Genomic DNA, 25,823 nt, shown 5'->3' on the forward strand with positions numbered 1-25,823 from the left:
TGCCGGTTCAAAGTGATGAGATTATGTTAATGGCGGCCCTTAGTATAAAACGTTTTTATCAGTATACGGAAAATTTTTGTAATCTATACATACCAATAATATTTATTCCTTAAACAATGGCTCTATAGGAAGGCACTGCTTTTATGGAAAACTAAAAACTGTAAAGTAAAGCGGAATATTGATAAAATAATTTTGCTTTTAAATAGGTATTCGCACTGTAAGGGAAGATAAAGTATAATTTCATACAAGCTAGTGAATAGCCTATTTATGAGGGTTCAATTTGAAGTTATATAAAATAACAAGCTTTCTTATTTACTTTCACTAAAAAGAAGCAGGTGAAACCATGAGTTATATTGAAAAACTGTTTAACAGTATGATAGATAAGCTTTCCGATGAAAAAACGTGGGTAACAATTGGAGAAGGTTTTCTTAAGGTTATTGCAATCTTAATCATAACAAGTATTCTGATTAGGGTCGGCAAGCTGGCCATCCGGAATATTTTTAAAGTAAGAACACCTTCGAGGCTCAGGATCTCCGAACGCCGTGAAGCTACCCTGCTCAAGCTTCTGGAAAATATGCTAACATATGTTGTTTTCTTTGTGGCAGCCATCATGATCCTGTCCGTACTGACCATTGATGTAAAAGCGCTTTTGGCCGGTGCCGGTATCGTGGGGTTGGCTGTGGGGTTTGGTGCACAGAGCCTTGTTAAAGATATCATTACCGGATTCTTTATTATTTTTGAAGATCAGTTTTCGGTAGGTGATTATATTCGGGTTGATCAGTTTGAGGGAACCGTTGAAGAAATCGGCCTTCGAACGACGAAAATTAAAAACTGGACCGGCGAGCTTCATATTCTACCTAATGGAAGCATCATGCAGGTGACCAATTTTTCTCTGAATAACAGTATTGCATTTGTGGATGTCAGCATTGCTTATGAAGGAGATATTAATAAAGCGGAAAGCGTGCTGCAGGACTTATTCGAGAAGCTGCCTGAAAAATATGAAGACATGGTCAAACCGCCGGAAATTCTAGGAATTCAAAACCTCGCTGCTTCTGATGTTGTTCTTAGGGTTGTATCAGAAACTTTGCCGATGAGGCATTTTTATATCGCACGCCAATTGCGAAAAGAAATTAAGCTTTGCTTAGATGAGCATGGCATTGAAATTCCGTTCCCGCGTCTTGTTATGTATACACGGAATGAAGAAGCACCTGCCCAGGATAAACCAAAATTGAATTCGGAGGGGTAAAAATGGAACAAAAGGAATTTGATCTGCATGATGTTGTGGAGATGAAGAAACCACACCCGTGCGGAGTAAACCGCTGGAAAATCATTAGAATGGGAGCAGATATCAGAATTAAGTGCGAAGGCTGCGGACACAGCGTCATGATCCCAAGAAGAGAATTTTCCCGCAAAATGAAAAAAGTTCTTGTGAGGCATGAGGAATAAGCCAGGTTAGATAAATAAAAACGGGGAGATGAGGTTCTTGGCGCATAAAGTAAAGTCAGCCTGCCCCCTTAACTGCTGGGACAGCTGCGGCTTTCATGTAACAGTTGAAGACGGAAAGGTTATAAAAGTGGATGGTGATAAAGGCCATCCGATTACAAAGGGGAAAATTTGCGGCCGCGGCAGAATGCTTGAGAGCAGAACCAATTCACCGGAACGACTGCTCTACCCCTTAAAAAAGATTGATGGCGAGTTTAAGCAAGTTTCATGGGAACAGGCTTTACAGGATATTTCCCTGAAAATGAAAGAGTTAAAGGATACGTTTGGAACAGCTTCCGTTCTGCATAGCCATGATTACGCAAATGGAGGATTGCTGACGAACCTGGATCAGCGCTTTTTTAACTGTTACGGCGGCGTAACCGAATTAACGGGCTCCATTTGCTGGGGAGCCGGGATCGAAGCACAGAGCTGGGATTTTGGAGATGCATATAGCCATGGGCCTGATGATATTTTAAACAGCAAACATATCGTCATATGGGGCAGAAATGTGGCCCGCACCAATATGCATTTGTTTCAAATGCTCCAGGAAGCAAAGAGAAATGGGACCAAACTGTATGTGATCGATCCAATCTATAATGCCACTGCTAAAATAGCGGATAGATATTTCTCCGTGAAACCAGGAATGGATGGGCTGCTTGCGGCCGGCATCATGAAGGAGATGCTGCGGCTCGGTCTAGAGGATCGGAGTTTCATAGAAAATCATTCTGTAGGCTTTGAAGACTTGGATGAGCTTTTGAACAATGTAACGCTGGAGGAAATTGCTGAAAAGACTGAAGTGCCAAGTGAAGTGATGACCGAGCTTGCGGCTGTGTACGGGGATCGTCCTGTATCCACGTTTTTCGGTTTGGGCATGCAGCGCTACGAAAACGGCGGCAATACCATCAGGCTAATGGATGCTTTAATTGCTGTGAGCGGCAATATCGGCATTCCGGGCGGCGGCGCAAACTATGCAAATAGACAGGTCGGCCAAAGTTTTGATACTGCATCCCTTGCCCTTCCTCACCGCAAGACTTCTTCAAGGCAGTTCACGATGATGAGACAGGCTGAGGGGATTTTAACAGCCAAAGATCCTGAAGTAAAAATGATCTTCGTAACCTGCGGTAATCCATTAACCCAGGTCCCTGATTCTTCAAGGGTTCGAGAGGCTTTTGCATCTGTGGATACAGTTGTTGTAATGGAGCAGTTTATGACAGATACAGCAAAGGTGGCTGATTATGTGCTGCCGGTTGCCACTGTCTTTGAACAGGAAGATCTCTATTATTCTTCTATGTATCATCACTATGTAAACTATGGACCTAAGCTTGTTGATCCGCCAGGAGAGGCCAAGCCCGATTTATGGGTTTGGACAGAGCTGGCCAACCGCCTTGGCTTCGGGGCCGATTTTGATTTTACAAGAGAAGAATTTATCAGTATGGGCCTCCAGTCGCTTAAAGGGCATGGTATCACTCTTGAAGGCATACGGGAATCGTATCATAAGGAACTTCCGGTCGATAAGGTGCCTTGGGCAGACAGGCAGTTTAAAACACCGAGCGGCAAGTATGAGTTCACCTCATCAGCTGCCTTCCGAAAAGGTTCCGAAAGCAAACTGACACTGGCCCTTCCTAGAGAAACAAAGTGGACAGATAAAGAACTTGCTGAGAAATACCCTTATACATTATTGACGATACACCCTCTTCGCTCCAACCATTCACAGCACTACCATTTGCTGAAGCCTGAACCAAAGGCAAAGGTAGAAGTGGCGGAGAATATTTCTGCTAAGCTAGGGCTTCAAGAGAATGATTATGTAAAGGTGTGGAATGACCGCGGTGAAATGAATGGCTTTGTCCATATTATGAAAAAAGCCCACCCGGATACCATCAATATTGATGAAGGCATATGGACAAAATTCGGCGGCCCTGTCAATAATCTTACGTCCAGCCGTGAATCCGACAACGGTTTAGGCAGCACTTTGTATGACTGCCTTGTTAATATTAAGAAAATATAAAATGGGTGACAAGTACTTTTACCAGTTCAGCAAAGCGGTATAGGTGCCTGGCACCTTTTCTTTACATTTCTCCGGCAACTATCTATAATTGTTAGAGGCTTGTTTAAATGAGAAACAATCGTATTTTTTATAGATGATAATTTTAAAATTGAGGAGTGACTTGGATGGCTTTAACAGCTGGTATTGTAGGTTTGCCGAACGTCGGAAAGTCTACGTTGTTTAATGCAATTACCCAGGCGGGAGCGGAGTCTGCGAACTATCCGTTCTGTACAATTGATCCGAATGTGGGAATTGTTGAAGTGCCTGACCACCGTTTGAATAAATTAACTGAATTGGTTCAGCCGAAAAAGACTGTGCCAACGGCTTTCGAATTTACGGATATCGCCGGCATCGTAAAGGGTGCGAGCAAAGGGGAAGGACTAGGAAATAAATTCCTGTCTCATATCCGTGAAGTGGATGCCATCTGTCAGGTTGTCCGCTGTTTTGCGGATGACAATATTACACACGTTGCGGGGAAAGTGGACCCGATCGATGATATTGAAGTCATCAACCTGGAATTGATTCTGGCTGATCTTGAATCGGTTGATAAGCGAATTGGCCGTGTGAGCAAGCTGGCTAAGCAGAAGGATAAAGATTCTGTGATCGAGCTTGAAATTCTGGAAAAATTAAAAGAAGCGTTCGAAAACGATAAGCCTGCCCGTACTGTCGAGTTTACAGACGAGCAAATGAAGATTGTAAAAGGTCTTCACCTGCTGACCATCAAGCCTGTGCTTTACGTAGCAAACGTAAGCGAAGATGATGTAGCAGATCCTTCTTCTAATGAATATGTGCAGAAGGTAAGAGAATTTGCCGAAAAAGATAATGCGGAAGTTATTGTTATTTGTGCAAAGATCGAATCTGAAATTGCTGAGCTTGAAGGAGAAGAAAAAGAAATGTTCCTTCAGGAGCTTGGCATTGAAGAATCAGGCCTTGACCAGCTGATCAAAGCGGCTTATAATCTTCTTGGACTGGCAACTTATTTCACTGCCGGAGTTCAGGAAGTCCGTGCCTGGACATTCCGCAAAGGCATGAAGGCTCCTCAGTGTGCGGGAGTGATTCACTCCGACTTTGAAAAAGGCTTCATCCGTGCAGAAACGGTTTCCTATGACGATCTTGTCGCTGCTGGAAGCATGACAGCTGCCAAAGAAGCTGGGAAAGTACGTCTTGAAGGTAAAGAATATATTGTAAAAGATGGAGATGTTATGCACTTCCGTTTTAATGTTTAAGAAAGATAGAACTCCTTTTTAGGGGTTCTTTTTTTATGATTTCAAGGCGGGGAAAGTTTTTATTAAGTAATATCAGGTTAGGATTATCACCATGAGGGCAGTGTAAATTTGATACACCGTGGAGTGACCGATATATTGCAAAAATTGACCGATAAAATGATAATTTGACTGATATATGCAAAAAGTGACCGATAAAAATGGAATCTGACCGATAAACATGTGAAAGTGACCGATATAGCAGGAAGAGACCAAAGATTAAATGTGCAAGAGCCCCTCTTTTCAAATTTATGGGGCTTTACTTATAATGCTTATGAATAAATGACTAAAAGTGCGGAGAAAACGAATCTATAAGCAGAAAAAAATGCAGACAAAAATTACTTTCGGAAGAAATCTCCTCAAATAAACTTCATCTAGCAATTAACTCTAGCAGTTATTGCTTTTACATAATTAATGTGCTATAATTTCAACTTGTGAGTAATGAATATATTGCTCCTTGCCCTTTTGAAGGGCCGTTAGACCAAAAGGAGGTGAAAGTGATGAGAAAGTACGAAGTTATGTACATCATCCGCCCAAACATTGAAGATGAGGCTAAAAAAGCCCTAGTTGAGCGTTTCAACACAATCTTAACTGACAATGGTGCGGAGGTTTCTGAATCAAAGGATTGGGGTAAGCGTCGCCTTGCATACGAAATCAATGATTTCCGCGATGGCTACTACCAGCTAATGAACGTTAATGCTGAATCAAAAGCAGTTGACGAATTCACTCGTCTAGCTAAAATCAGCGAAGACATCATCCGTTATATCGTAGTTAAAAACGAAAAATAATAGATAAAGCCATTTTTACCGAGAGGAGTTGATTCTGATGATGAACCGTGTTGTTCTTGTCGGACGTTTGACAAAGGATCCTGATTTACGGTATACCCCGAATGGAGTACCTGTCGCTTCATTCACTCTTGCAGTGAATCGTGCTTTTACGAATCAGCAAGGTGAACGGGAGGCAGATTTCATCAACTGTGTTGTATGGAGAAAGCCTGCTGAAAACGTAGCAAATTTCCTTAAAAAAGGAAGTCTCGCAGGCGTAGACGGCCGAATCCAGACTCGCAGCTATGAAGGCCAGGATGGAAAGCGCGTTTATGTGACGGAAGTCCAGGCTGAAAGTGTGCAATTCCTTGAGCCTAAGAATAGTTCTGGCGGCGGCAGAGGCGACAATACGAATTACGGCGGTCCGAGAGACCAGGATTTCCCATTTGGAAATAACAACAATCAGAATCAACGCCAGGATAATCGTAATCAGGGCGGCTATACTCGTGTGGATCAGGATCCATTCGCAAATGACGGCCAAATCGACATTTCTGATGATGATCTTCCATTCTAATAGTGCCCGATTATCGAACGGATATAAATAAAAAGTAAAAAGCTAAAGGAGGTAAATGACCATGGCTGGAGGACGCAGAGGCGGACGTGCAAAACGTCGTAAGGTTTGCTATTTCACTGCAAACGGAATCACTCACATCGATTATAAAGATGTGGATCTTCTTAAAAAATTCATCTCTGAGCGCGGCAAGATTTTACCACGTCGTGTAACAGGTACTAACGCTAAATACCAACGTAAATTAACGATTGCTATTAAGCGTGCGCGCCAAATGGCATTACTGCCATACGTATCAGGTGAATAATAATTATTGAAAAGACGCCGGTTTTCCGGTGTCTTTTTTATTAGTTTTAAAAGGATATGTCCTTTAACATATTCAGCATCAGTTTGATTCTTTTTTCTAATGAGTAATTCCCCTTTCTTTTGATTTAGATAATACAGGGACAGCCTTTAATCGGGCTCTTCAAACAGCAAGGTTGAACCTGTCTTTAATACTAGCTACAATAGACTTTATGAGTTGTTATTTATGGAGCTGCTTCAAAAAGCCGGGAAAAACAGACTAACCCTTTTCCTCCTTTTTGGACACGCAGTTTAAGGGGTGTAAGAATGAATAATGTACATAAATTAACGGAAGGCGCTGTGCTTTTAGCTGCATTTGCTGTGCTTCTTCTCATTTCCTTGTATGTGCCGATTCTCGGTACCGTTTCTATTTTCTTTTTGGCGCTTCCATTTATTATGTTTGCAGCTAAAAACAATCGGATGAGTGCGGTTGTTTTTTTAACTGGCGGCGTGCTGCTTTCCTTGATTATCGGTTCCATTATGGCTATTCCGCTTGCATTGACATTTGGTCTGACAGGAACGGTGATCGGTGATTTTATCAGAGAAAAAAAAGGAAGGGCATCTTCTTTTATTGCGGGAACGCTTGTATTCCTTGCTAGTTTATTGCTTCAGTATGCAGCGGCTGTAGCCTTATTTAACATCAATTTTATTGAAGAAGGCATTGGGTTAATGGAAGAGTCCATCTCAATGTCTAAAGGAATGCTGGAAGGCATGGGCCAGAATGTGGATGATACGGTCATGGATCAGTTTACTGCTGGTTTGCAAATGATTGAAACCTTAACCCCCAGCTTATTTGTGATGACGGCTGTCATTTCTGTTTTTCTCATTCAGCTGGTTTCTTTCCCAATTGCTAAAAGGTTCGGAATAAATGTTGAAGGCTGGAAGCCCTTTAGGGAGATGAACCTGCCCAAAAGCATCTTGTGGTACTATCTAATCACGATTGTAGCATCGTTTATTTTTAATCCTGCTGAAGGAAGCTACTGGTTCCTGGCACTTGTGAATATTGCGTTTATCCTACAGCTGTTTATGATTATTCAAGGGCTTTCCTTTATTTTCTTCATCAGCCATTTAAAGGGGTTTCCAAGAGCAGTTCCAATCATAGCAACGGTATTTACATTTCTTATCCCATTTCTCCTTTATATTGTGAGGATATTAGGTATAATTGACTTAGGATTCGATTTAAGGCACAAATTAGGAAAAAAGTGATGAATAACACTACTGTTTAGGAGCTGAAAACATGCCTTCGTATTTAGAAAAGCGGTCCATACGCTATCCAATATTTGGATTGATGGGCATAACAGTGGTGCTTCTCGGAATATTGGCGTACTACAATTGGCTTTTTACACTTATAGGGCTGTTTCTGGCCATCCTTCCTTTTTACTACCTTTTTCAGCTTGACCAAAAACAAAGGAAGGAAACGGAAGAATATATCTCTACCTTATCCTACCGGGTAAAAAAAGTCGGCGAAGAAGCTCTTATGGAAATGCCGATCGGGATCATGCTGATTAATGATGATTATTACATTGAATGGACCAATCCCTTTTTAGCATCATGCTTCGATGAAGATACGCTAGTTGGAAGATCGCTTTATGACGTCGCGGACTCGCTTGTTCCACTTATTAAACAAGAGGTAGAAACAGAGATTATTACACTTCACGACCGTAAGTTCCGGGTGATCCATAAACCTGAAGAGCGCCTTTTATACTTTTTTGATGTAACGGAACAGACAGAGATTGAAAAAATGTATCAGGAAGAAAGAACAGTCATTGCTTTTATATTCCTGGATAATTACGATGAGTTAACTCAAGGTATGGATGATCAGACAAAAAGCAGCCTTAATAGCCTTGTTACCCAGATTTTAAATAAGTGGGCGCAGGATAATGGTGTTTTCTTAAAAAGGGTTTCATCTGAAAGGTTCATTGCTGTTTTTAATGAACACATCCTTCAGCTTCTTGAAAAAGGAAAATTCACTATCCTTGATGATGTTAGGGAAACAACATCCAAACAAAATGTGCCCCTTACTTTAAGTATTGGTGTCGGAACGGGTGTTTCCTCACTTCCTGAACTTGGTTCTCTTGCTCAGTCCAGCCTGGATCTGGCTTTGGGCCGAGGCGGCGATCAGGTGGCTATTAAACAGACAAATGGAAAGGTTAAATTCTTTGGCGGAAAAACCAATCCTGTTGAGAAACGGACCAGAGTCCGTGCACGCGTGATCTCGCATGCTTTAAAGGAACTTATCTCCGAGAGTGACAAAGTAATTATTATGGGTCATAAGAGTCCTGATATGGATGCCATAGGAGCAGCCATCGGGATACAAAAAGTGGCGCGTATGAATCAGCGTGAAGGTTACGTTGTTGTGAATTTCAATGAATTGGATACAGGTGTCAGAAGGATGATGAAGGAAATTGAAAAGAATGAAGAGCTCTTTTCGAAATTCATCACCCCTGAACAGGCTTTGGAAATGGCAACAGATGACACCTTGCTTGTTGTGGTTGATACCCATAAGCCTTCCATGGTGATTGAAGAGAAATTGCTCCATAAAATTGAACATGTTGTGGTGATCGACCATCACCGCAGGGCAGAAGAGTTTATTCATAATCCTCTTCTTGTCTATATGGAGCCATACGCCTCTTCAACAGCAGAGCTTGTGACAGAGCTTCTCGAATACCAGCCGAAAAACGGCAAAATTGAAATGCTCGAAGCAACAGCACTGTTGGCCGGCATCATTGTGGATACGAAGAGCTTTTCATTAAGAACAGGCTCAAGAACGTTTGATGCGGCCTCCTATCTGCGCGGGCAGGGTGCGGATACAGTACTTGTCCAAAAGTTCTTAAAAGAGGATGTAGACACCTATATCAAGCGTGCAAAACTGATTGAAACCGTTCAATTCTACCGGGATGGAATTGCCATTGCCAAAGGGCAGCCAGACCAGGTTTTTGATCAGGTGCTGATTGCACAGACAGCTGATACACTGCTGACAATGGACGGTGTCGTAGCATCCTTTGTTATTTCGAACCGTTCAGAGAACATGATTGGTGTGAGCGCACGTTCCCTCGGGGATATCAATGTTCAGGTTATCATGGAAAACCTGGAAGGCGGAGGGCACTTAACAAACGCTGCCACCCAGCTGCATGATGCAACGCTTGATGATGTTGAAATCCGATTAAAAATGGCTATAGATGAATATTTTGAAGGGAGAAAAAAAGAATGAAGGTTATCTTTTTAAAAGACGTTAAAGGCAAAGGAAAAAAAGGCGAAGTTAAAAATGTAGCAGACGGCTATGCCCATAACTTTTTGATTAAACAAGGGCTCGCTGTTGAAGCCAACCAGTCGAATGTAAGCAGCCTGAATGCCCAAAAGAAAAAAGAAGAAAAGCTTGCTGCAGAAGAGCTTGCTGATGCGAAAAAATTAAAAGAAACACTGGAGAAGCTTACAGTTGAATTTTCTACTAAAGCTGGTGAAGGCGGGCGCCTTTTCGGCTCCATCACAAGCAAGCAAATTGCGGAGGAACTTCAAAAAACGCATAAAATTAAAATTGACAAGCGGAAAATTGAAATGGATGATGCGATCCGTTCTCTAGGCTATACAAAGGTTCCAGTTAAGCTTCATACTGAAGTAATGGCTACATTGAATGTCCATGTAAAAGAGGCAAACTAAAAATAGCAGACAGCCTCTTTGGGGAACACACTAATATTGGAAGTAGATTTTGCGAATAAACATGTTAAAATAAAAGGGTTGAGTAAAAATGTGATCAGTTTCTGCTGGTCACATTTTTTAAAGGAATGATAATTTTACTTAGAGCCAAAGCCCTTATATTTTATATATAAATAATTTAAATTCCAGATATATAAGCGCTGTTATTTAGGCGCTTCTACTTTTAAGAAGGTACTATCCAGCTTCAGCACCCAGGGGTTCGAGGTATCACCCCTGAGCAAGGTGCTTACGCTTTTAATTTAAGGAGGTTTGAATAGATGAGTGATTTATTTGCAGATCGGCTCCCGCCTCAGAATATAGAAGCGGAACAGGCAGTGCTTGGGGCAATCTTTCTTGAACCCTCCTCTCTTACGTTAGCATCAGAGATATTAATACCTGAGGACTTCTATCGGGCGGCTCACCAGAAGATTTACAATGTAATGCTCAAGCTGAGCGACCAGGGAAAAGCGGTCGATTTAGTAACTGTAACAGAAGAACTTAGTGCAGCAAAGCTACTGGAGGATACCGGAGGAGTCAGCTATTTAAGTGAACTGGCTGGATCTGTTCCAACAGCGGCAAATATTGAGTACTATGCCAAGATCGTCGAAGAAAAAGCATTGCTTCGCCGTTTGATCAGGACAGCAACCGGGATTGCCCAGGACGGGTATACCCGTGAAGATGAAGTTGAAGTTCTCTTGGGAGAAGCCGAGAAAAATATCATGGAGGTAGCACAGCGGAAAAATGCAGGTGCCTTTCATAATATTAAAGATGTTCTTGTGCGTACCTACGATAATATTGAGGAAATGCATAACCGCAAAGGCGATATTACAGGGATTGCGACAGGATTTACCGAGCTGGATCGAATGACAGCAGGCTTTCAGAGAAACGATCTAATCATCGTGGGTGCCCGTCCGTCCGTGGGTAAAACAGCCTTTGCTCTGAATATTGCCCAAAACGTCGCGACAAAAACGGGTGAAAATGTAGCCATTTTCAGTTTGGAGATGGGGGCAGAACAGCTTGTTATGCGTATCCTTTGTGCGGAAGGAAATATTGATGCCCAAAGGCTTCGTACAGGCTCCCTGACAGATGAGGATTGGGGAAAGCTTACGATGGCAATGGGAAGCCTATCTAATGCAGGGATTTTTATTGATGATACCCCTGGGGTGCGAATTACAGATATCCGTTCCAAATGCCGCCGTCTAAAGCAGGAGCATGGACTTGGTATGATTCTTATTGATTACTTGCAATTAATCCTGGGAAGCGGGCGCTCCGGAGAAAACCGCCAGCAGGAAGTATCTGAGATCTCCCGTTCCTTAAAGCAATTGGCACGTGAGCTGCAAGTGCCGGTTATCGCTCTTTCCCAGCTTTCGCGTGGAGTGGAACAGCGACAGGATAAACGGCCAATGATGTCCGATATCCGAGAATCCGGAAGTATTGAGCAGGATGCCGATATTGTGGCATTCCTATATCGTGATGACTACTATGATAAAGAATCAGAGGACAAAAATATTATCGAAATTATTATCGCTAAACAGCGTAACGGTCCTGTTGGCACGGTGCAGCTAGCATTTGTGAAAGAGTATAATAAATTCGTAAACTTGGAGAAACGATTTGATGATTCATTTGCTCCGCCTGGCGCATAAATAAGGAAAAGGGCTTGCATGAACTGCTTGCCCTTTTTTATTTTCATAGTTTCATGGTTTTACGAACGTATTTTTATATTTTTATTAAAAATGTTCGTGTTTTATTGACTATACTACTTTGCCTTGTTAAACTAAAGTGGTTGAAATGAGTTACTTAATTATGGCCGATTAACAGAGTCTATTTTAAATGAGTGAATAGAAATTTTAAAACCATGGGATTCCCGGAGGTGCTTTTTTATGTCATCAGTAGTTGTAGTTGGAACACAGTGGGGCGATGAAGGAAAAGGAAAAATCACTGACTTCCTTTCTGAAAATGCAGAAGTAATCGCCCGCTATCAAGGCGGAAACAATGCGGGGCATACAATCAAGTTCAATGGCGAAACATATAAGCTGCATTTAATTCCATCTGGAATATTCTATAGCGATAAAATTTGCACGATTGGAAACGGTATGGTTGTTGATCCAAAAGCGCTCGTAAAAGAGCTGGCTTATCTTCATGATAAAGGTGTGACAACAGAAAACCTGCGCATCAGCAATCGCGCACATGTCATCCTTCCTTATCACCTGAAGCTCGATGAGGTAGAAGAAGAGCGCAAAGGCGCCAACAAGATTGGTACAACGAAAAAAGGAATTGGCCCTGCTTATATGGATAAAGCAGCCCGTAATGGAATTCGAATCGCAGATCTTCTTGACCGTGAAGTATTTGAAGAAAAGCTTGCGCGCAATCTTGAAGAGAAAAATCGCCTTCTTGAGCGTTTCTATGAAACAGAAGGATTTAAAATGGAAGATATTCTCGATGAATACTACGAATATGGCCAGCAAATTAAACATTATGTGTGCGACACATCCGTAGTTCTAAACGATGCATTGGATGAAGGCCGCCGTGTGCTATTTGAAGGGGCACAAGGGGTTATGCTTGATATCGACCAGGGTACCTACCCTTTTGTTACTTCATCTAACCCAGTAGCTGGAGGCGTAACAATCGGTTCTGGAGTAGGTCCTACAAAAATCAAGCATGTAGTTGGTGTTTCAAAGGCTTATACAACCCGTGTTGGAGACGGTCCTTTCCCAACTGAGCTTGATAACGAGATCGGCAACCAGATTCGTGAAGTAGGCCGTGAATACGGTACAACCACTGGCCGTGCCCGCCGTGTTGGCTGGTTTGACAGCGTTGTTGTCCGTCATGCCCGCCGCGTGAGCGGAATTACAGATCTATCTCTTAACTCCATCGATGTATTAACAGGCATCGAAACGTTGAAAATCTGTGTAGCTTACCGCCATAACGGTCAAGTGATTGAAGAATTCCCAGCAAGCTTAAAAGTGTTGGCTGAATGTGAGCCTGTTTACGAAGAGCTTCCAGGCTGGACGGAAGACATTACTGGCTGCAAATCACTGGATGAGCTTCCGGTAAATGCCCGCCATTACCTGGAGCGTGTGGCCCAGCTGACAGGAATCCCATTATCCATCTTCTCTGTAGGTCCGGATCGCACGCAAACAAACGTTGTCCGCAGCCCTTGGAGACAGAACTAAGAAATGATTGAAAAGCCCTAATGTGAGTTAGGGCTTTTTTGTTTGTTCTTTTACAAAGAATGAGCCTCGATAAGGAAAAACAATTAAATGGTGAAATTTATGGAGTAGAATATCTGACTTTGGGGAATAGAACGTAATAATTGAGGTATAATTGCTTTTTAATAGCAGCAGAAACAGGCGGAAATCAACAGGAAAGTTTAACTGAGTATAATTTTATAAGAAATTTTTCAAAAAAGTTATTGCGCTTTTATAAATCTCTATGATATTATAAAAAGCGTCGTCACAGAGACGATCTAATATGAGCCATTAGCTCAGTCGGTAGAGGATTTTAAAATTTGCAGCATCGAAGCGAGTCATCCTCGAATAGCAAACTTTTAAAATTTGCGACAAAGAACGCAGGGCTTTGGAGCACATCTGCAAATAAAATTTAGGCAATAATATTAGCTTTGAGCCATTAGCTCAGTCGGTAGAGCATCTGACTTTTAATCAGAGGGTCGAAGGTTCGAGTCCTTCATGGCTCACCATTTTATCTTTTATATGGCCCCTTGGTCAAGCGGTTAAGACACCGCCCTTTCACGGCGGTAACACGGGTTCGAATCCCGTAGGGGTCATGGCAAATAACCGTCAGCAAAAGGCTGGCAAGTCCAGCTAACTTGTTGGCGGTTATTATTGGTCCGGTAGTTCAGTTGGTTAGAATGCCTGCCTGTCACGCAGGAGGTCGCGGGTTCGAGTCCCGTCCGGACCGCCATTTATTTTACATAGTTTTAATTAGGCTCAGTAGCTCAGTCGGTAGAGCAAAGGACTGAAAATCCTTGTGTCGGCGGTTCGATTCCGTCCTGAGCCATCCCAAAAAAGAGTATGAAATCATTCATACTCTTTTTTTGTTACATTTTTGTAATATAACTAGTTTTCTACTATTTATCCAGTGTAAAAGTTTAACGTCTCTTCTTTTTTTCTTCTCTTCTCTTTCGTATTCTCTAGAAACCTTTATATATAGGGATTTTCTCCTATTTTTCTTACCGCTATTTCGACAAAAAATTCTTGATTCCTTCCAATTAATCCCCTATAAAAGTAACAAAATGTCAGTAATTATACATTTTTGTTACATTACAGAGTCTATTAATCTAATTGATACTCTATATGGTAAAGTAAATATTGTGAAAAAATTTAGGTAAATAAATTAGTAGTTACATAGCACTAAATGAAAGTGTGTTTGTTACCGTAGTCTAGGGGGATGTAACAATGTTTAAATGGGTGAAGAGTTTAAATTTAGCTACAGAATATACAGCTAAGAGCTTTAGAAATATAATGAATAAGACAGTTGCAACTGGGTTCGCAGCAGCAGCTTTAACGTTTGCAGGCGGAGCCTCTGCCCTGGCAAATGATGATAAGCTAATGACCGTTTACTATGTCTATAAGGACGATCAGTATATCGGAACTGTCTCGGACAAAGAAATAATCGTGAACATGGTCGATTCTAAAATTAAAGAGCTTGAAGGCTCTTATAAAGGTTTAAAGTTATCGCTTGGTTCTGATCTGTCTTTTATTCCTGAACAAGTATTTGAGTCCAACTCTGAGGTTAATAACTCAGAGGCAGTGAACGAAATAAAAGATGATCTTGAAGTTCAGGCTGAATCATCTGCACTGATCATTGGAGGCAAGGCTGTCGCTTATGTTAATAATGCAGAGCAGGCGAAAGCTGTACTTGCTAAAATTAAAGCTTCCTATGTACCTGAGAAAGAATTAAAGGCTCTGGAAGAAAGAAAAGCTTCCGTTAATACTCCTTTACCACAGCTGAGAGAAAATGAAACACGTATTTTAGACGTTCGATTTAGTGAGGATGTTTCATTTTCAGAAGCAAAAGTGAAGCCAGACATGATTATTAGTGTAGAAGAAGCCGTAAAACTTCTTCAAAAAGGAACTTTAGAAGAAAAGAAATACCTTGTACAAGCGGGGGATGCTCTAAGCAGCATAGCAAATGCCCATAACCTTGACATGAAGCAGTTAATAGAGTTAAACAAGGAACTAAAGGGAGATTCAGTCCTAAAAGTTGGACAAGAATTGAATGTTACCGTCCATAAGCCATATGTAAAGGTTATTGTTGAAAAAGAAGTTTTCAAAAAAGAAGAGATTTCTTATGAGAAAGAAGTAATTGAAGACAGCAGCCTCCCTAAAGGTGATACAAAGGTGAAGCAAGAAGGGAAAGATGGTGTACGTGCTGCAACATATTTGATTTCGGAAGAAAATGGACAAACCATTAAAAAAGAGTTATTAGAAGAAAAAGTCCTTGAAGAACCTGTTAAGCATATTGTCATTAAAGGAACAAAGGTAATTCCATCCAGAGGTGAAGGAAGTTTTGCCTACCCTGCAGTCGGCGGATATATTTCCAGTAAGATGGGGTACCGCTGGGGTAAAATGCATAAAGGAATTGATATTGCACGTCCAAGCGACCGGACGATCAAAGCAGCAGATAATGGTACAGTCGTTTCTGCAGGCTGGGATGGTGGTTATGGAAACAAAATTGTGATTGATCACAATAATGGATTCCGTACCGTTTATGCTCATTTGGATTCGCTTAGTGTAAGCGCTGGCCAGACAGTTTCAAAAGGGTCAAAGATTGGTGTAATGGGGACGACTGGAGATTCTACAGGGGTTCATCTTCATTTTGAGCTTTATAAAAATGGAAAGATGGAAGATCCCCTAAAATATATAAGTAAATAAATGATGTTAAAAGTCTCTAGTTTTATACTAGAGACTTTTATAGTTAAGAATAGTCTGTACAGCCCTCATTTTCAGGTCTAATGAATTTTGTCCAGTCCAGGAGAAAAGCCATCTTTTTCAAATAGATGAATTCCCACTTATAAAATGGTAAAGTAAAGTAGAGAACATATGATTTAAACTGAATTCTACTGCTCCAAAAATAAATAATTGATGCAAGAAAAAGGAGATAGGTATGGATAAAAAAATTCTAGTTGTAGACGACGAGAAACCAATTGCAGATATTCTGCAATTCAATTTAAAAAAGGAAGGCTATGAGGTTGTTTGCGCATATGACGGCAATGATGCCTTGGACAAGGTAGAGGAAATTAAACCGGATTTAATTCTACTTGATATCATGCTGCCGCAAAGAGATGGCATTGAAGTATGCCGCGAAGTGCGCAAAAAGTATGATATGCCAATTATTATGCTAACAGCAAAGGATTCTGAAATCGATAAGGTTCTGGGTCTTGAACTCGGAGCAGATGATTACGTTACAAAGCCTTTCAGCACAAGAGAGTTAATTGCCCGTGTGAAAGCCAATTTAAGGCGCCATCAGCAAATCGCTTCAAAGTCAGAAGAAGAGGAAGAAACAAATGAAATCGAGGTAGGATCACTTATTATCCACCCGGATGCATATGTGGTTTCTAAACGCGGAGAAACGATTGAATTAACCCATCGTGAATTTGAACTTCTTCATTACTTGGCTAAGCATATTGGACAAGTAATGACAAGGGAGCATTTGCTGCAGACTGTTTGGGGCTATGATTATTATGGCGATGTCCGGACAGTTGACGTAACTGTAAGGCGATTGCGCGAGAAAATTGAGGATAATCCAAGCCACCCGACGTGGATTGTAACAAGACGAGGAGTCGGTTATTACTTGCGGAATCCTGAACAGGAGTAAAAATTTAAATGCAAAAGGTTGGTTTTTTTCGATCCATTCACCTAAAGTTTGTGATTATATATGTCCTTCTCATTCTAGTTGCCATGCAAATTATCGGCGTTTATTTTGTCAGGCAACTGGAATCCACTTTAAAGGACAACTTTAAAGATACCATTCAGGAACGGGTTAATTTGCTTGCTTATTACCTGGAAGAGCAGATGACCAAGGAAAGGCTGCCGGATGAAGATGGCCCTACATTGGAGGAAGACGTCCACAGGTTACTAAGGGATTACTATTCTACTGATATTACAGAGGTCCGTGTCATTGAAGGAGACACGCTCAAAATATTGGGAACTTCGGACCCGGACAACCAGGGCGTTGTGGGTCAAAGATCTACTGATAATTTAATCAAAATGGCCATAGCAACCTCTCAGCAGGTACCTGAGGATTATGTTGACCCCTTTGGCAATCGGGTATGGGTGCTCGTAACGCCTATTAAAAATAATGGGGATGTTATCGGAGCCATTTATCTTGTTGCAAAAATAGAAAACATCTATGACCAGATGAGGCAGATCAATAATATCTTCTCCACTGGTACAGCAATCGCGCTGGCTATTACAGCAGTATTGGGCATTCTTTTAGCCCAGACGATAACACGCCCTATTTCAGATATGAGAAAACAAGCCCTTGCCATGGCTAAGGGAAACTTCTCCCGCAAGGTTAAGGTTTATGGTTATGATGAAATTGGCCAATTGGCCATTACCTTTAACAGCTTAACAAAGAAGCTGCAGGAAGCCCAGGCAACTACGGAGGGAGAACGTCGCAAGCTTTCCTCTGTCCTCTCCTATATGACAGACGGGGTGATTGCAACAGACCGCAAAGGGCGCGTGATCTTAATTAATGAGCCTGCAGCAAAAATGCTGAATGTTTCACGTGAAACGGTGCTGTCTTCTTCTATTGATTCCTTACTTGGACTAGAAGAGGAATACACCTTTGAGGAGCTCCTTAATGAACGTGATTCTGTAATTCTGGATTATAGCAATAAAACAAATACACTGATCCTGCGTGCCAATTTTTCAGTCATTCAAAAAGAAACTGGATTTGTAAATGGATTAATAACCGTTCTGCATGACATTACTGAGCAGGAGAAAATTGATATGGAACGCCGTGAGTTTGTGGCCAATGTATCACATGAACTTCGAACCCCGCTCACTACGATGAGAAGTTATCTGGAGGCACTTGCAGAAGGAGCTTGGAAAGACGAAGAGATTGCTCCAAACTTCCTGGATGTCACTCAAAATGAAACGGAGCGCATGATCCGACTTGTAAATGATTTGCTTCAGCTTTCAAAAATGGACAGCAAGGATTATCGGCTCACAAAGGAATGGATTGATTTTATCTTCTTCTATAACAGGATTATTGACCGGTTTGAAATGACCAAACAGCAGAATGTAACTTTTGAAAGAAGGCTTCCTGACCATTCAGCTTTTGTAGAAATAGATGAAGACAAACTGACCCAGGTGCTATATAATATCATTTCAAATGCGCTGAAATACTCTCCTGAAGGTGGAAAAGTGACCTTTAGTATCGAAGAAAAAGATGAATTTATCATTGTCAGTGTTTCAGACGAGGGTGTGGGCATTCCGAAAGAAAACATTGATAAGATTTTTGAACGTTTTTATCGAGTGGATAAAGCGAGAACCAGAAAGCTCGGCGGAACGGGTCTTGGACTGGCCATTGCGAAAGAAATGGTGGAAGCGCATGGCGGAGAGATTTGGGCAACCAGTACGGAAGGAAAAGGAACAACGATTTCATTTAGCCTTCCTTATGTTCGAACGGAAGAGGATGATTGGGAATGACATATGAAAATATTAAAACCATCATACTAACCATCCTGGTTGCGACAAGTGCGCTGTTAACCTGGAATCTTTGGACGTACCAGCCAAACTACGAAACAATGGAACAGACCAATACGGTACAGGAAGTAGCGATAGCAGCTAAAAAAGATGTTAGCAAAATTGTCAGACCGGATACTCTTCTGTTTCACCATGGCAGCAACCAACATTATGGTACGGTTAGCCCAAGCGAAATAGAAAAAACGATTAAAGAAATCAGCAGATGGAATTTTACTGATTTTGAAAATATCACTTCTCAAGTAGATGGAATCCCCTCTTTTGTTCATAATGAGGGGAAAGCAGTCATTGTTTACCCTGATTCTATTCCGATAGAATTGTATAAAACCGTCATCAAAGTTGACGATAAGGATCTCACTAATTTTCAATTTGATCGAATAGTAATAGATGTTGAAGAACCTCAAAAGGAAGATGGGATTGTCTATTTCGTTTCCTTAGACAGCCAGCAGGTCTATAGAAGCCATGTACCTGCATCTTTTATTCAGAATTTCAAAAACAAATTCTTTAAGTACCGTCCGGAGTACAAAGAGTATTTTTCATATCCAGTTTCAAGTTCAAGAACCCTGTTCTTGCCAGCACATGACACAAAAATGGCTAGGTATCAGTATTTGTCAAAAGAGCTGGACTCGGAAAAATATAAAAATGCTTTATTCAGTGACCCAAGTGTAGTCCAGAAAAACTATCAGCCGTCAGAAGAAGAATATAATGATAATGTTAGCTTGCTTCGAGTGAATTTTGATAAAAATACACTTCGATATGTAAAGCTGGCGGCCGGCAATAATCCAACCATTCAGTCTACAGATCTTTTAAAAAAGAGCATTGATTTTGTAAACGAACATGCTGGATGGACGGATAATTACCAATTTGCCGAAATGAATGAACTTAGCCATCGGGTAACATTCCGTCTTTATGATTCTTCGGGCTATCCGGTTTTTAGCGATGATCCAAAGATTTCTGAGATTCGCCAAGTTTGGGGACAAAATGAGGAATATTTGCGAAGCAACTTTCAGCTTGGCTTACGTACAGAATCCACTGAAGTATCTTTAAGTTCTGGGAAATCAGTCATCAAGTACTTGGAAAAGCTTGAAGGGTTTGATTCCAAAAACTTGGAGGATATTGCATTGGGATACAAAATGATCAAAGACTCCCAAAACATGTTTGTTCGGTTAGAGCCTTCCTGGTTTTATCTCTATGAAGGCGAATGGAAAAGTATCTCACTTGATGAAACAGGAGGTATGAATAATGGATTGGAGTAAGATCAAAACAATCTTTATTTTAACCTTCCTGGTTTTGGATATCTATTTAATGTATGAGTTTTTTAAACTGAAGGATGCAAGCCAGTATGAGCCTATGGCACAGGCTTCTTTTGAAAAGCGGCTCAAGACAGATGAAATTGAATTTGATGTGGATCTCCCAAAAAACAATCCAAAAGACAGATATTTAAGCGCCAAACCGATGGTTTTTGATATCGAAGAAATGGAAGAAGCGAAAAAAACGAAGCTGAAAGGACAGGAGATAACGATTACTGAAGGAACAGTCCTTAACTCAGTCCTGAATGAACCTTATAAAATCAGCGAGAAATTTAATCCTTCTGAATTGAATTCATTTATTAAAAACAAGGTTTTATATGGAGACCAATATCGTTTTTGGGAGAAGAGCAAAAACAGCAATACACTGACTTATTATCAGCAATTTGAAGATAAAATGTTTTATATGAATTTAAATGGTGAGCTAACTTTCTACTTAAATGAGGAAAATGAAATTGTATCTTATAAGCAGACAATGCTGGAGGATATTGAAGAAATGCAGGAAAGAGAAAAAGTGATTCAGCCAATAAAGGCGATTGAAACACTTTCTGAAAATGGCTCGCTGCAGCCAAAATCCAAGATTACCAATGTGGAACTCGGATATTTTACTCTTGTGCATTCAAGCTCATCTCTAGTATTAACTCCTGCTTGGCGATTCGTCATTAATGGAGAGGAAAACTTATTTGTCCATGCCTTCGAGGGGCAGATTATTCAGTTAACCAACGAAGAGAAAAAATTAGTGGAGTGAGAGAAAATGTCTTTGCAATTCAGCGTTCTCGCGAGCGGCAGTACTGGGAATGCGATCTTTGTCGAGACGGAGGAACATTCCTTTCTGGTTGATGCCGGCTTAAGCGGAAAGCAAATGGAAGCCTTATTTCAACAGATTGACCGGGATATGGGGAAGCTTTCAGGAATTTTAGTGACACACGAGCACAGTGACCATATAAAAGGTGTAGGCATTCTTGCAAGAAAATATAATTTGCCGGTATATGCCAATGAAAAAACCTGGCAGGCAATGGACAGTTTAATTGGACAAGTTCCAGTTGACCAAAAGTTCCATTTCGATATGGAAACTGTTAAGACTTTCGGTTCCCTGGATATTGAATCTTTTGGCGTTTCCCACGATGCGGCTGATCCCATGTTTTATGTGTTCCATCAGGATGGGAAAAAGCTTGTTTTAATTACCGATACAGGTTATGTAAGTGATCGTATGAAAGGCCTTATCTCGAATGCTGAGGCTTATGTGTTTGAGAGCAATCATGATGTCCAGATGCTTCGCATGTGCCGATATCCATGGAACATAAAAAGAAGAATCCTCAGCGATGTGGGACATGTATCCAATGAAGATGCTGCCCTTGCTATGAGTGAAGTGGCTGGAGACCGCACAAAAAGCTTTTATCTAGCCCACTTGAGTCTTGATAATAATATTAAGGACCTGGCCAGAATGTCGGTTACCCAGACGCTTGAGAGCCGAGGCATCATTGTAGGTGAGCAGTTCGATCTCTACGATACTGATCCCAAGGTACCAACTATTTTAACGGCAGTTTAATAAAAAAAAGGAGTGCGCTCAGATCTTTAGATCTGCTGTGCATTCCTTTTTTTCATTAGGCTGTTTTTAAAAATTTTAAACAAAAGTATGAACAAAGTCGTAAGATTGCCTGAGTTTGTGCCTTTTAATTAGATTTTTAAAATCGAGAGAGTATAATATTGGGTATAAAGGAAGAATAAATTTTAGCATTCATATCTTAAACGGCTTTTTCCAGCACTGCGGGAAGCTGGCGTTTCGGTAATTTATAAAGAAAGGATTGGTACGGCTTGGGTTATTATGATCAAGATCATCAGAACCGTTATAAAGGACAAAAAGGCAACAAAGGCGGATATTTTCTGGCCAGCCTTGTAGGCATTATATTAGGGGCAATTCTTGTCATTGTTGCGGTACCTAAACTATCCGATTATAACGTACTCCCTTATACGGTTGAACCCGATGAGGAGTTAAAGGAAGATGCGGATGGCAACAATGGCAATGCCAATGTTCAAAATGTCTCGCTTGATGTGGTGACCGGTGTAACCAAGGCTGTCGATAAGGCAGGTGATGCAGTTGTGAGCATTACCAACATCCAAACAGCCGGATTTTGGTCAAACGAAAATAATGGCGGCGGACAACCTGCTGGAACAGGTTCAGGGGTCATTTATAAAAAAGAAGGAAATACAGCATTCATTGTCACGAATCACCATGTCGTTGAAGGAGCTCAAGAACTTGAAGTAAGTTTGCCAGATGGCACAAAGATTCCTGCAAGGCTGGTCGGCAGCGATATATGGACTGACCTGGCTGTACTTGAAGTAGAAGCAAAGGAAATTAAGACTGTAGCTGAATTTGGGGATTCGGATACTTTAAAGCCAGGGGAACCTGTTATAGCTATAGGGAATCCTCTTGGACAATTCTCTGGCTCAGTAACTCAGGGAATTATCTCAGGAGTAGAACGCGCGGTACCAGTTGATATTGACCAAAACGGAACAGTCGATTGGCAGGCAGAGGTTCTCCAGACGGATGCTGCCATCAATCCGGGAAACAGCGGCGGAGCATTAGTTAACATCAGCGGCCAGTTAATTGGCATTAATTCCATGAAGATAGCACAGAATGCAGTTGAAGGAATTGGCTTAGCAATCCCTATTAACTATGCACGGCCAGTAATAGATGACCTTGAAAAGTTTGGCGAGGTAAGGCGGCCATATATGGGGATTCAGTTAACTTCCGTTAGTGATATTCCTGGCTACTATCAGCAGGAAGCATTGAAACTGCCTAAGGATGTTAAATCAGGGGTTGCCATTACGCAAGTAGAACCTAACTCTCCAGCTGCACAGGCCGGATTGAAAGAGATGGATGTCATAGTTGAGATGGATGGACAAGAAATAAAAGATATCATCGAACTGCGCCAGCACCTCTACACGAAAAAAGCAGTTGGAGAACAAATGAAGATTAAGTTTTACCGAGAGGGCAAATTGCAGGAAACAACCATAAAACTGAGCGGCGAGACATTTTAAGCAATTACGGAAAGAATAAACGGGGAAGCGAATACGCTTTCCTGTTTTTTATTGTTTTGTTAAGATGAGATGTGGATAAGTTGTATACATAGGCAAAATAATAATTATCCACAGGAGCGCTAAAAAAAGAAGGCTCCGGCTTGAAAGGAGAGCTGGGTAAAATGATTTACTGTTGTGAAGAACATGTTGATCTGGCAATAGATGTAGTCGTTGATGAGTACGAAACATTCCCGCAATTAACAAAAATTGAAGAGGAAAAAAAGTTATCAACAACCTGTGAATATTGTCAAAATAACGCAATATATGTTGTAGCGAACGAATGATCTCATACAAGATGTGGATGAAAATTGTGGACATGTGGATAACTTATGTGGATATCTTGTTTGTAAAGTGAGGACGAGCTGTGAATATCTCAATTATTACAGTAGGAAAGCTTAAAGAAAAATACTTAAAGCAAGGAATTGACGAATACTTAAAAAGGCTGTCGGCATATGCCAAAATGGAAATCATCGAAGTTCCTGACGAAAAGGCCCCTGAAGAACTAAGTGAAACGGAGATGATTCAGGTTAAGCAAAAAGAGGCTGAGCGGATTCTTTCTAAGATCCACCCTGATGCTCATGTCATTGCGTTAGCTATTGAGGGCAAAATGAAATCATCAGAGGAACTCGCCGACTCACTAGATAAGCTGGCTACATACGGTAAAAGCAAAGTTGCTTTTGTCATCGGCGGCTCCCTCGGCCTCAGCCAGGAAGTCCTCCAGCGTGCTGATGAAAAACTCTCTTTTTCAAAAATGACCTTTCCCCATCAGCTTATGAAACTAATCCTGCTGGAGCAGGTTTATCGGGCATTTCGGATTAATCGGGGTGAACCGTACCATAAATAGAGGCAAAAAAATCTGAAGATAAGGTGGATATTTGCCATTTGAAGCAGAGATAGAAGGTGTTGATAAGCCTTCTTTTTCTGTTTCTAAATATAGCATGTGGATAAGTGTAAACGTGTTTGAAAGGTTAACTTCCGTAAAATCAAATTCAAGTTCAACCTCATCAATTTGACGTCGATGATTATTTGTTCGTCCAACGGTGATCTGTTTAACCAAAAGCTGTAGTAATTGCTTTTGTTTATCTCTAGTAGAGGACGTATAGACTTCTACAAATTTTTCTAGGAGAAGATGTACCAATTCTGGAGGAATAACTTTTGTATCAAATTTAGTTATTTCCGTTATTAAATTATTCCTCTTTTGTTCAATTGCACTCTTTTCAATAGCCACTTGCTGTAAGCGTTCTTGCAAAACCGCAACAGGAAAAAGATTTTGTTCAAAAGCTTCTAGATATCTATTCTGAAGTACTAGTGTTTCCTCTAACTTTGAATCAGTTTCTTCCAGTTCTTCTTTAAGTTTTTTTATGGATTCAATTGAGTGTTTTGTTAGTGAGTTAATAGTTTCATCAAACTTTTCTTTATTGGATAAAAAGCTCTCTATACGTTGGAACAGAGCGTTTTCAGCATCATATGCTTTAACTGAATTGGCTTTACAGGCTGCTGATCCCTTGTTGTGAAAATCACTGCAAACATAATATCTGTGCTTTCTTTTGGTACCGTCGCTTAAAGTGTAAGTAGTAATTGAAGGTACCATCCCTTGTCCGCAATCAGGACAGCGTAAAATCTTGCTCAATAGAAACGGTTCGTTGGATTGTCTTTGCTTGAACGATTTACTTTTCCTTCGAGATTGAACAAGACTCCAAAGTTCATCATTGATAATCGCTTCATGCTGACCTTCTACTAAAATGGGATTATCATTTCTGCCTCTTCTTCTCTTCTTATCCCAGTTTTCAACCTTTAACCAGCTAATTTTTCCGTTATAGACTGGGTTATCTAAAATAGTTGCCACTCCATTTATAGAAAAATGACGATCACGTTTGGTTCGATACCCATTTTTATTAAGCTGATTTGCAATGGCTTTTAAACCTTTTCCTTGGGAATAAAGAGTGTATATCAGTTTAACTACTTCAGCTTCCTCTTTGTTTTTTACGAGTTCCTTTTCAATAGAATCATAACCAAATATAACACCGCCATTCCATGAACCTTCTAAGGCTCGTTGTTTCATACCAAGTTTAACGTTCTCAGACAATGTATTTCTTTCCATTTCGGCAATAGAAGCCATCAGCTGAACGACTAGACGGCCTATTGGACTACTGGTATCAAAGTTCTCGGAATAAGAGATAAACTTTACTCCGTAATCTTCAAATTTGTCTAACAAAGTAAGAGTATCTAACATATTCCGCGATAAACGTGATATTTTCCATACAAGTACAGCCTGAAATTTTTCCTGTTCAACGTCTGCTACAAGTCTTTGCATAGCAGGGCGGCCGGTGATATTCTTTCCAGAAATCCCTTCATCCACATACTCGTCGACGATTTCCCAATTATAAAGTTGTGCATATTGTCGTAGAGTTTGTAATTGAGCGCTAATACTATAGCCTTCCGAGGCTTGTTCTTCAGTACTTACCCTTACATAAATAGCTACTTTTTTTATATCCATCTCATTACCTCCTTCAAGTTGATTTTACAATGAAATATTAGAAAGGAGAAATGA

Annotated in this window: 22 protein-coding genes and 4 tRNA genes; 25 read left to right on the forward strand and 1 reads right to left on the reverse strand. The window is 40.8% G+C overall.

Translation table 11 applies throughout. The annotated features are described in order from the left end of the window. Positions 1-343 precede the first annotated feature (343 nt). From J7I93_RS03535 to rlmH, 25 genes are all read left to right on the forward strand, one after another. A complete protein-coding gene (locus J7I93_RS03535; protein WP_214723366.1) occupies positions 344-1,246 on the forward strand; it encodes a mechanosensitive ion channel family protein in 903 nt (300 codons plus the stop codon). Positions 1,247-1,248: 2 nt separating this feature from the next. Continuing rightward, positions 1,249-1,446 carry a DUF951 domain-containing protein gene (locus J7I93_RS03540; RefSeq protein ID WP_214723368.1) on the forward strand — a complete coding sequence of 66 codons (198 nt, stop codon included), beginning with the start codon at positions 1,249-1,251 and terminating at the stop codon, positions 1,444-1,446. Positions 1,447-1,474: 28 nt separating this feature from the next. Beyond that, entirely contained in the window at positions 1,475-3,487 is a 2,013-nt protein-coding gene (locus tag J7I93_RS03545) for a molybdopterin-dependent oxidoreductase (RefSeq protein ID WP_483297121.1), read from the forward strand. 164 nt (positions 3,488-3,651) lie between these two features. Further along, complete coding sequence (ychF, locus tag J7I93_RS03550; RefSeq protein ID WP_214723372.1) at positions 3,652-4,752, forward strand: redox-regulated ATPase YchF; 1,101 nt, start codon at positions 3,652-3,654, stop codon at positions 4,750-4,752. Positions 4,753-5,288: 536 nt separating this feature from the next. Further along, on the forward strand, positions 5,289-5,576 hold the full coding sequence (gene rpsF / locus J7I93_RS03555) for a 30S ribosomal protein S6 (protein WP_214723591.1): 288 nt from the start codon (positions 5,289-5,291) through the stop codon (positions 5,574-5,576). Between the two features lie 37 nt (positions 5,577-5,613). Beyond that, positions 5,614-6,126, forward strand: coding sequence for a single-stranded DNA-binding protein (gene ssb, locus J7I93_RS03560; RefSeq protein WP_214723374.1), 513 nt, complete (start codon positions 5,614-5,616; stop codon positions 6,124-6,126). A gap of 61 nt (positions 6,127-6,187) precedes the next feature. Beyond that, positions 6,188-6,427: a 30S ribosomal protein S18 gene (gene rpsR, locus J7I93_RS03565; protein ID WP_144544623.1), complete on the forward strand. Its 240-nt coding sequence runs from the start codon at positions 6,188-6,190 to the stop codon at positions 6,425-6,427. Between the two features lie 302 nt (positions 6,428-6,729). Beyond that, positions 6,730-7,668 carry a YybS family protein gene (locus J7I93_RS03570; RefSeq protein ID WP_214723376.1) on the forward strand — a complete coding sequence of 313 codons (939 nt, stop codon included), beginning with the start codon at positions 6,730-6,732 and terminating at the stop codon, positions 7,666-7,668. Positions 7,669-7,699: 31 nt separating this feature from the next. Next, a complete protein-coding gene (locus J7I93_RS03575) occupies positions 7,700-9,673 on the forward strand; it encodes a DHH family phosphoesterase (RefSeq protein ID WP_214723378.1) in 1,974 nt (657 codons plus the stop codon). Next, positions 9,670-10,119, forward strand: a complete 450-nt coding sequence (rplI, locus tag J7I93_RS03580; RefSeq protein WP_214723380.1) for a 50S ribosomal protein L9 — start codon at positions 9,670-9,672, stop codon at positions 10,117-10,119. The genes J7I93_RS03575 and rplI overlap by 4 nt, the downstream gene beginning before the upstream one ends. Before the next feature lie 314 nt (positions 10,120-10,433). Next, on the forward strand, positions 10,434-11,798 hold the full coding sequence (dnaB, locus tag J7I93_RS03585) for a replicative DNA helicase (RefSeq protein ID WP_110063593.1): 1,365 nt from the start codon (positions 10,434-10,436) through the stop codon (positions 11,796-11,798). Between the two features lie 237 nt (positions 11,799-12,035). Continuing rightward, positions 12,036-13,328 carry an adenylosuccinate synthase gene (locus J7I93_RS03590; protein WP_214723382.1) on the forward strand — a complete coding sequence of 431 codons (1,293 nt, stop codon included), beginning with the start codon at positions 12,036-12,038 and terminating at the stop codon, positions 13,326-13,328. Positions 13,329-13,776: 448 nt separating this feature from the next. Next, positions 13,777-13,852 (forward strand) — tRNA-Lys (locus J7I93_RS03595). 15 nt (positions 13,853-13,867) lie between these two features. Then, positions 13,868-13,939 (forward strand) — tRNA-Glu (locus J7I93_RS03600). A gap of 60 nt (positions 13,940-13,999) precedes the next feature. After that, positions 14,000-14,076 (forward strand) — tRNA-Asp (locus J7I93_RS03605). A gap of 23 nt (positions 14,077-14,099) precedes the next feature. Then, positions 14,100-14,172, forward strand: a tRNA-Phe gene (locus J7I93_RS03610). 398 nt (positions 14,173-14,570) lie between these two features. Continuing rightward, positions 14,571-16,049 (forward strand): M23 family metallopeptidase, encoded by a 1,479-nt coding sequence (locus tag J7I93_RS03615; RefSeq protein WP_214723384.1) that lies wholly within the window; start codon positions 14,571-14,573, stop codon positions 16,047-16,049. A gap of 232 nt (positions 16,050-16,281) precedes the next feature. Beyond that, a complete protein-coding gene (yycF, locus tag J7I93_RS03620) occupies positions 16,282-16,992 on the forward strand; it encodes a response regulator YycF (RefSeq protein ID WP_214723386.1) in 711 nt (236 codons plus the stop codon). An 8-nt stretch (positions 16,993-17,000) separates the two neighbouring features. Beyond that, positions 17,001-18,830 (forward strand): cell wall metabolism sensor histidine kinase WalK, encoded by a 1,830-nt coding sequence (gene walK / locus J7I93_RS03625; protein WP_214723388.1) that lies wholly within the window; start codon positions 17,001-17,003, stop codon positions 18,828-18,830. Beyond that, positions 18,827-20,140, forward strand: a complete 1,314-nt coding sequence (locus J7I93_RS03630) for a YycH family regulatory protein (protein WP_214723390.1) — start codon at positions 18,827-18,829, stop codon at positions 20,138-20,140. The genes walK and J7I93_RS03630 overlap by 4 nt, the downstream gene beginning before the upstream one ends. Beyond that, positions 20,127-20,939 carry a two-component system regulatory protein YycI gene (locus J7I93_RS03635; RefSeq protein ID WP_214723392.1) on the forward strand — a complete coding sequence of 271 codons (813 nt, stop codon included), beginning with the start codon at positions 20,127-20,129 and terminating at the stop codon, positions 20,937-20,939. The genes J7I93_RS03630 and J7I93_RS03635 overlap by 14 nt, the downstream gene beginning before the upstream one ends. A gap of 6 nt (positions 20,940-20,945) precedes the next feature. Beyond that, positions 20,946-21,740, forward strand: coding sequence for an MBL fold metallo-hydrolase (locus tag J7I93_RS03640; RefSeq protein ID WP_214723394.1), 795 nt, complete (start codon positions 20,946-20,948; stop codon positions 21,738-21,740). Positions 21,741-22,006: 266 nt separating this feature from the next. Next, on the forward strand, positions 22,007-23,233 hold the full coding sequence (locus J7I93_RS03645) for a S1C family serine protease (protein ID WP_214723396.1): 1,227 nt from the start codon (positions 22,007-22,009) through the stop codon (positions 23,231-23,233). Positions 23,234-23,394: 161 nt separating this feature from the next. After that, complete coding sequence (locus tag J7I93_RS03650; RefSeq protein ID WP_214723398.1) at positions 23,395-23,556, forward strand: CxxH/CxxC protein; 162 nt, start codon at positions 23,395-23,397, stop codon at positions 23,554-23,556. Positions 23,557-23,636: 80 nt separating this feature from the next. Further along, the gene (rlmH, locus tag J7I93_RS03655) at positions 23,637-24,116 is read left to right on the forward strand and encodes a 23S rRNA (pseudouridine(1915)-N(3))-methyltransferase RlmH (RefSeq protein WP_214723400.1); all 480 of its coding nucleotides are present in this window, start codon (positions 23,637-23,639) and stop codon (positions 24,114-24,116) included. Here rlmH and J7I93_RS03660 read toward each other — a convergent pair. Then, positions 24,051-25,769 (reverse strand): recombinase family protein, encoded by a 1,719-nt coding sequence (locus J7I93_RS03660; protein WP_214723402.1) that lies wholly within the window; start codon positions 25,767-25,769, stop codon positions 24,051-24,053. The genes rlmH and J7I93_RS03660 overlap by 66 nt on opposite strands. Positions 25,770-25,823: the final 54 nt, after the last annotated feature.

The organism is Bacillus sp. ISL-47, assembly GCF_018613175.1.
GTDB lineage: Bacteria > Bacillota > Bacilli > Bacillales > Cytobacillaceae > Cytobacillus.

Bases quoted from the DNA above. Each gene is read 5' to 3' on its own strand.
- J7I93_RS03535 (WP_214723366.1), top strand. From the start codon at position 344: ATGAGTTATATTGAAAAACTGTTTAACAGTATGATAGATAAGCTTTCC.
- J7I93_RS03540 (WP_214723368.1), top strand. From the start codon at position 1,249: ATGGAACAAAAGGAATTTGATCTGCATGATGTTGTGGAGATGAAGAAA.
- J7I93_RS03545 (WP_483297121.1), top strand. From the start codon at position 1,475: ATGAGGTTCTTGGCGCATAAAGTAAAGTCAGCCTGCCCCCTTAACTGC.
- ychF (WP_214723372.1), top strand. From the start codon at position 3,652: ATGGCTTTAACAGCTGGTATTGTAGGTTTGCCGAACGTCGGAAAGTCT.
- rpsF (WP_214723591.1), top strand. From the start codon at position 5,289: ATGAGAAAGTACGAAGTTATGTACATCATCCGCCCAAACATTGAAGAT.
- ssb (WP_214723374.1), top strand. From the start codon at position 5,614: ATGATGAACCGTGTTGTTCTTGTCGGACGTTTGACAAAGGATCCTGAT.
- rpsR (WP_144544623.1), top strand. From the start codon at position 6,188: ATGGCTGGAGGACGCAGAGGCGGACGTGCAAAACGTCGTAAGGTTTGC.
- J7I93_RS03570 (WP_214723376.1), top strand. From the start codon at position 6,730: ATGAATAATGTACATAAATTAACGGAAGGCGCTGTGCTTTTAGCTGCA.
- J7I93_RS03575 (WP_214723378.1), top strand. From the start codon at position 7,700: ATGCCTTCGTATTTAGAAAAGCGGTCCATACGCTATCCAATATTTGGA.
- rplI (WP_214723380.1), top strand. From the start codon at position 9,670: ATGAAGGTTATCTTTTTAAAAGACGTTAAAGGCAAAGGAAAAAAAGGC.
- dnaB (WP_110063593.1), top strand. From the start codon at position 10,434: ATGAGTGATTTATTTGCAGATCGGCTCCCGCCTCAGAATATAGAAGCG.
- J7I93_RS03590 (WP_214723382.1), top strand. From the start codon at position 12,036: ATGTCATCAGTAGTTGTAGTTGGAACACAGTGGGGCGATGAAGGAAAA.
- J7I93_RS03615 (WP_214723384.1), top strand. From the start codon at position 14,571: ATGTTTAAATGGGTGAAGAGTTTAAATTTAGCTACAGAATATACAGCT.
- yycF (WP_214723386.1), top strand. From the start codon at position 16,282: ATGGATAAAAAAATTCTAGTTGTAGACGACGAGAAACCAATTGCAGAT.
- walK (WP_214723388.1), top strand. From the start codon at position 17,001: ATGCAAAAGGTTGGTTTTTTTCGATCCATTCACCTAAAGTTTGTGATT.
- J7I93_RS03630 (WP_214723390.1), top strand. From the start codon at position 18,827: ATGACATATGAAAATATTAAAACCATCATACTAACCATCCTGGTTGCG.
- J7I93_RS03635 (WP_214723392.1), top strand. From the start codon at position 20,127: ATGGATTGGAGTAAGATCAAAACAATCTTTATTTTAACCTTCCTGGTT.
- J7I93_RS03640 (WP_214723394.1), top strand. From the start codon at position 20,946: ATGTCTTTGCAATTCAGCGTTCTCGCGAGCGGCAGTACTGGGAATGCG.
- J7I93_RS03650 (WP_214723398.1), top strand. From the start codon at position 23,395: ATGATTTACTGTTGTGAAGAACATGTTGATCTGGCAATAGATGTAGTC.
- J7I93_RS03660 (WP_214723402.1), bottom strand. From the start codon at position 25,769: ATGGATATAAAAAAAGTAGCTATTTATGTAAGGGTAAGTACTGAAGAA.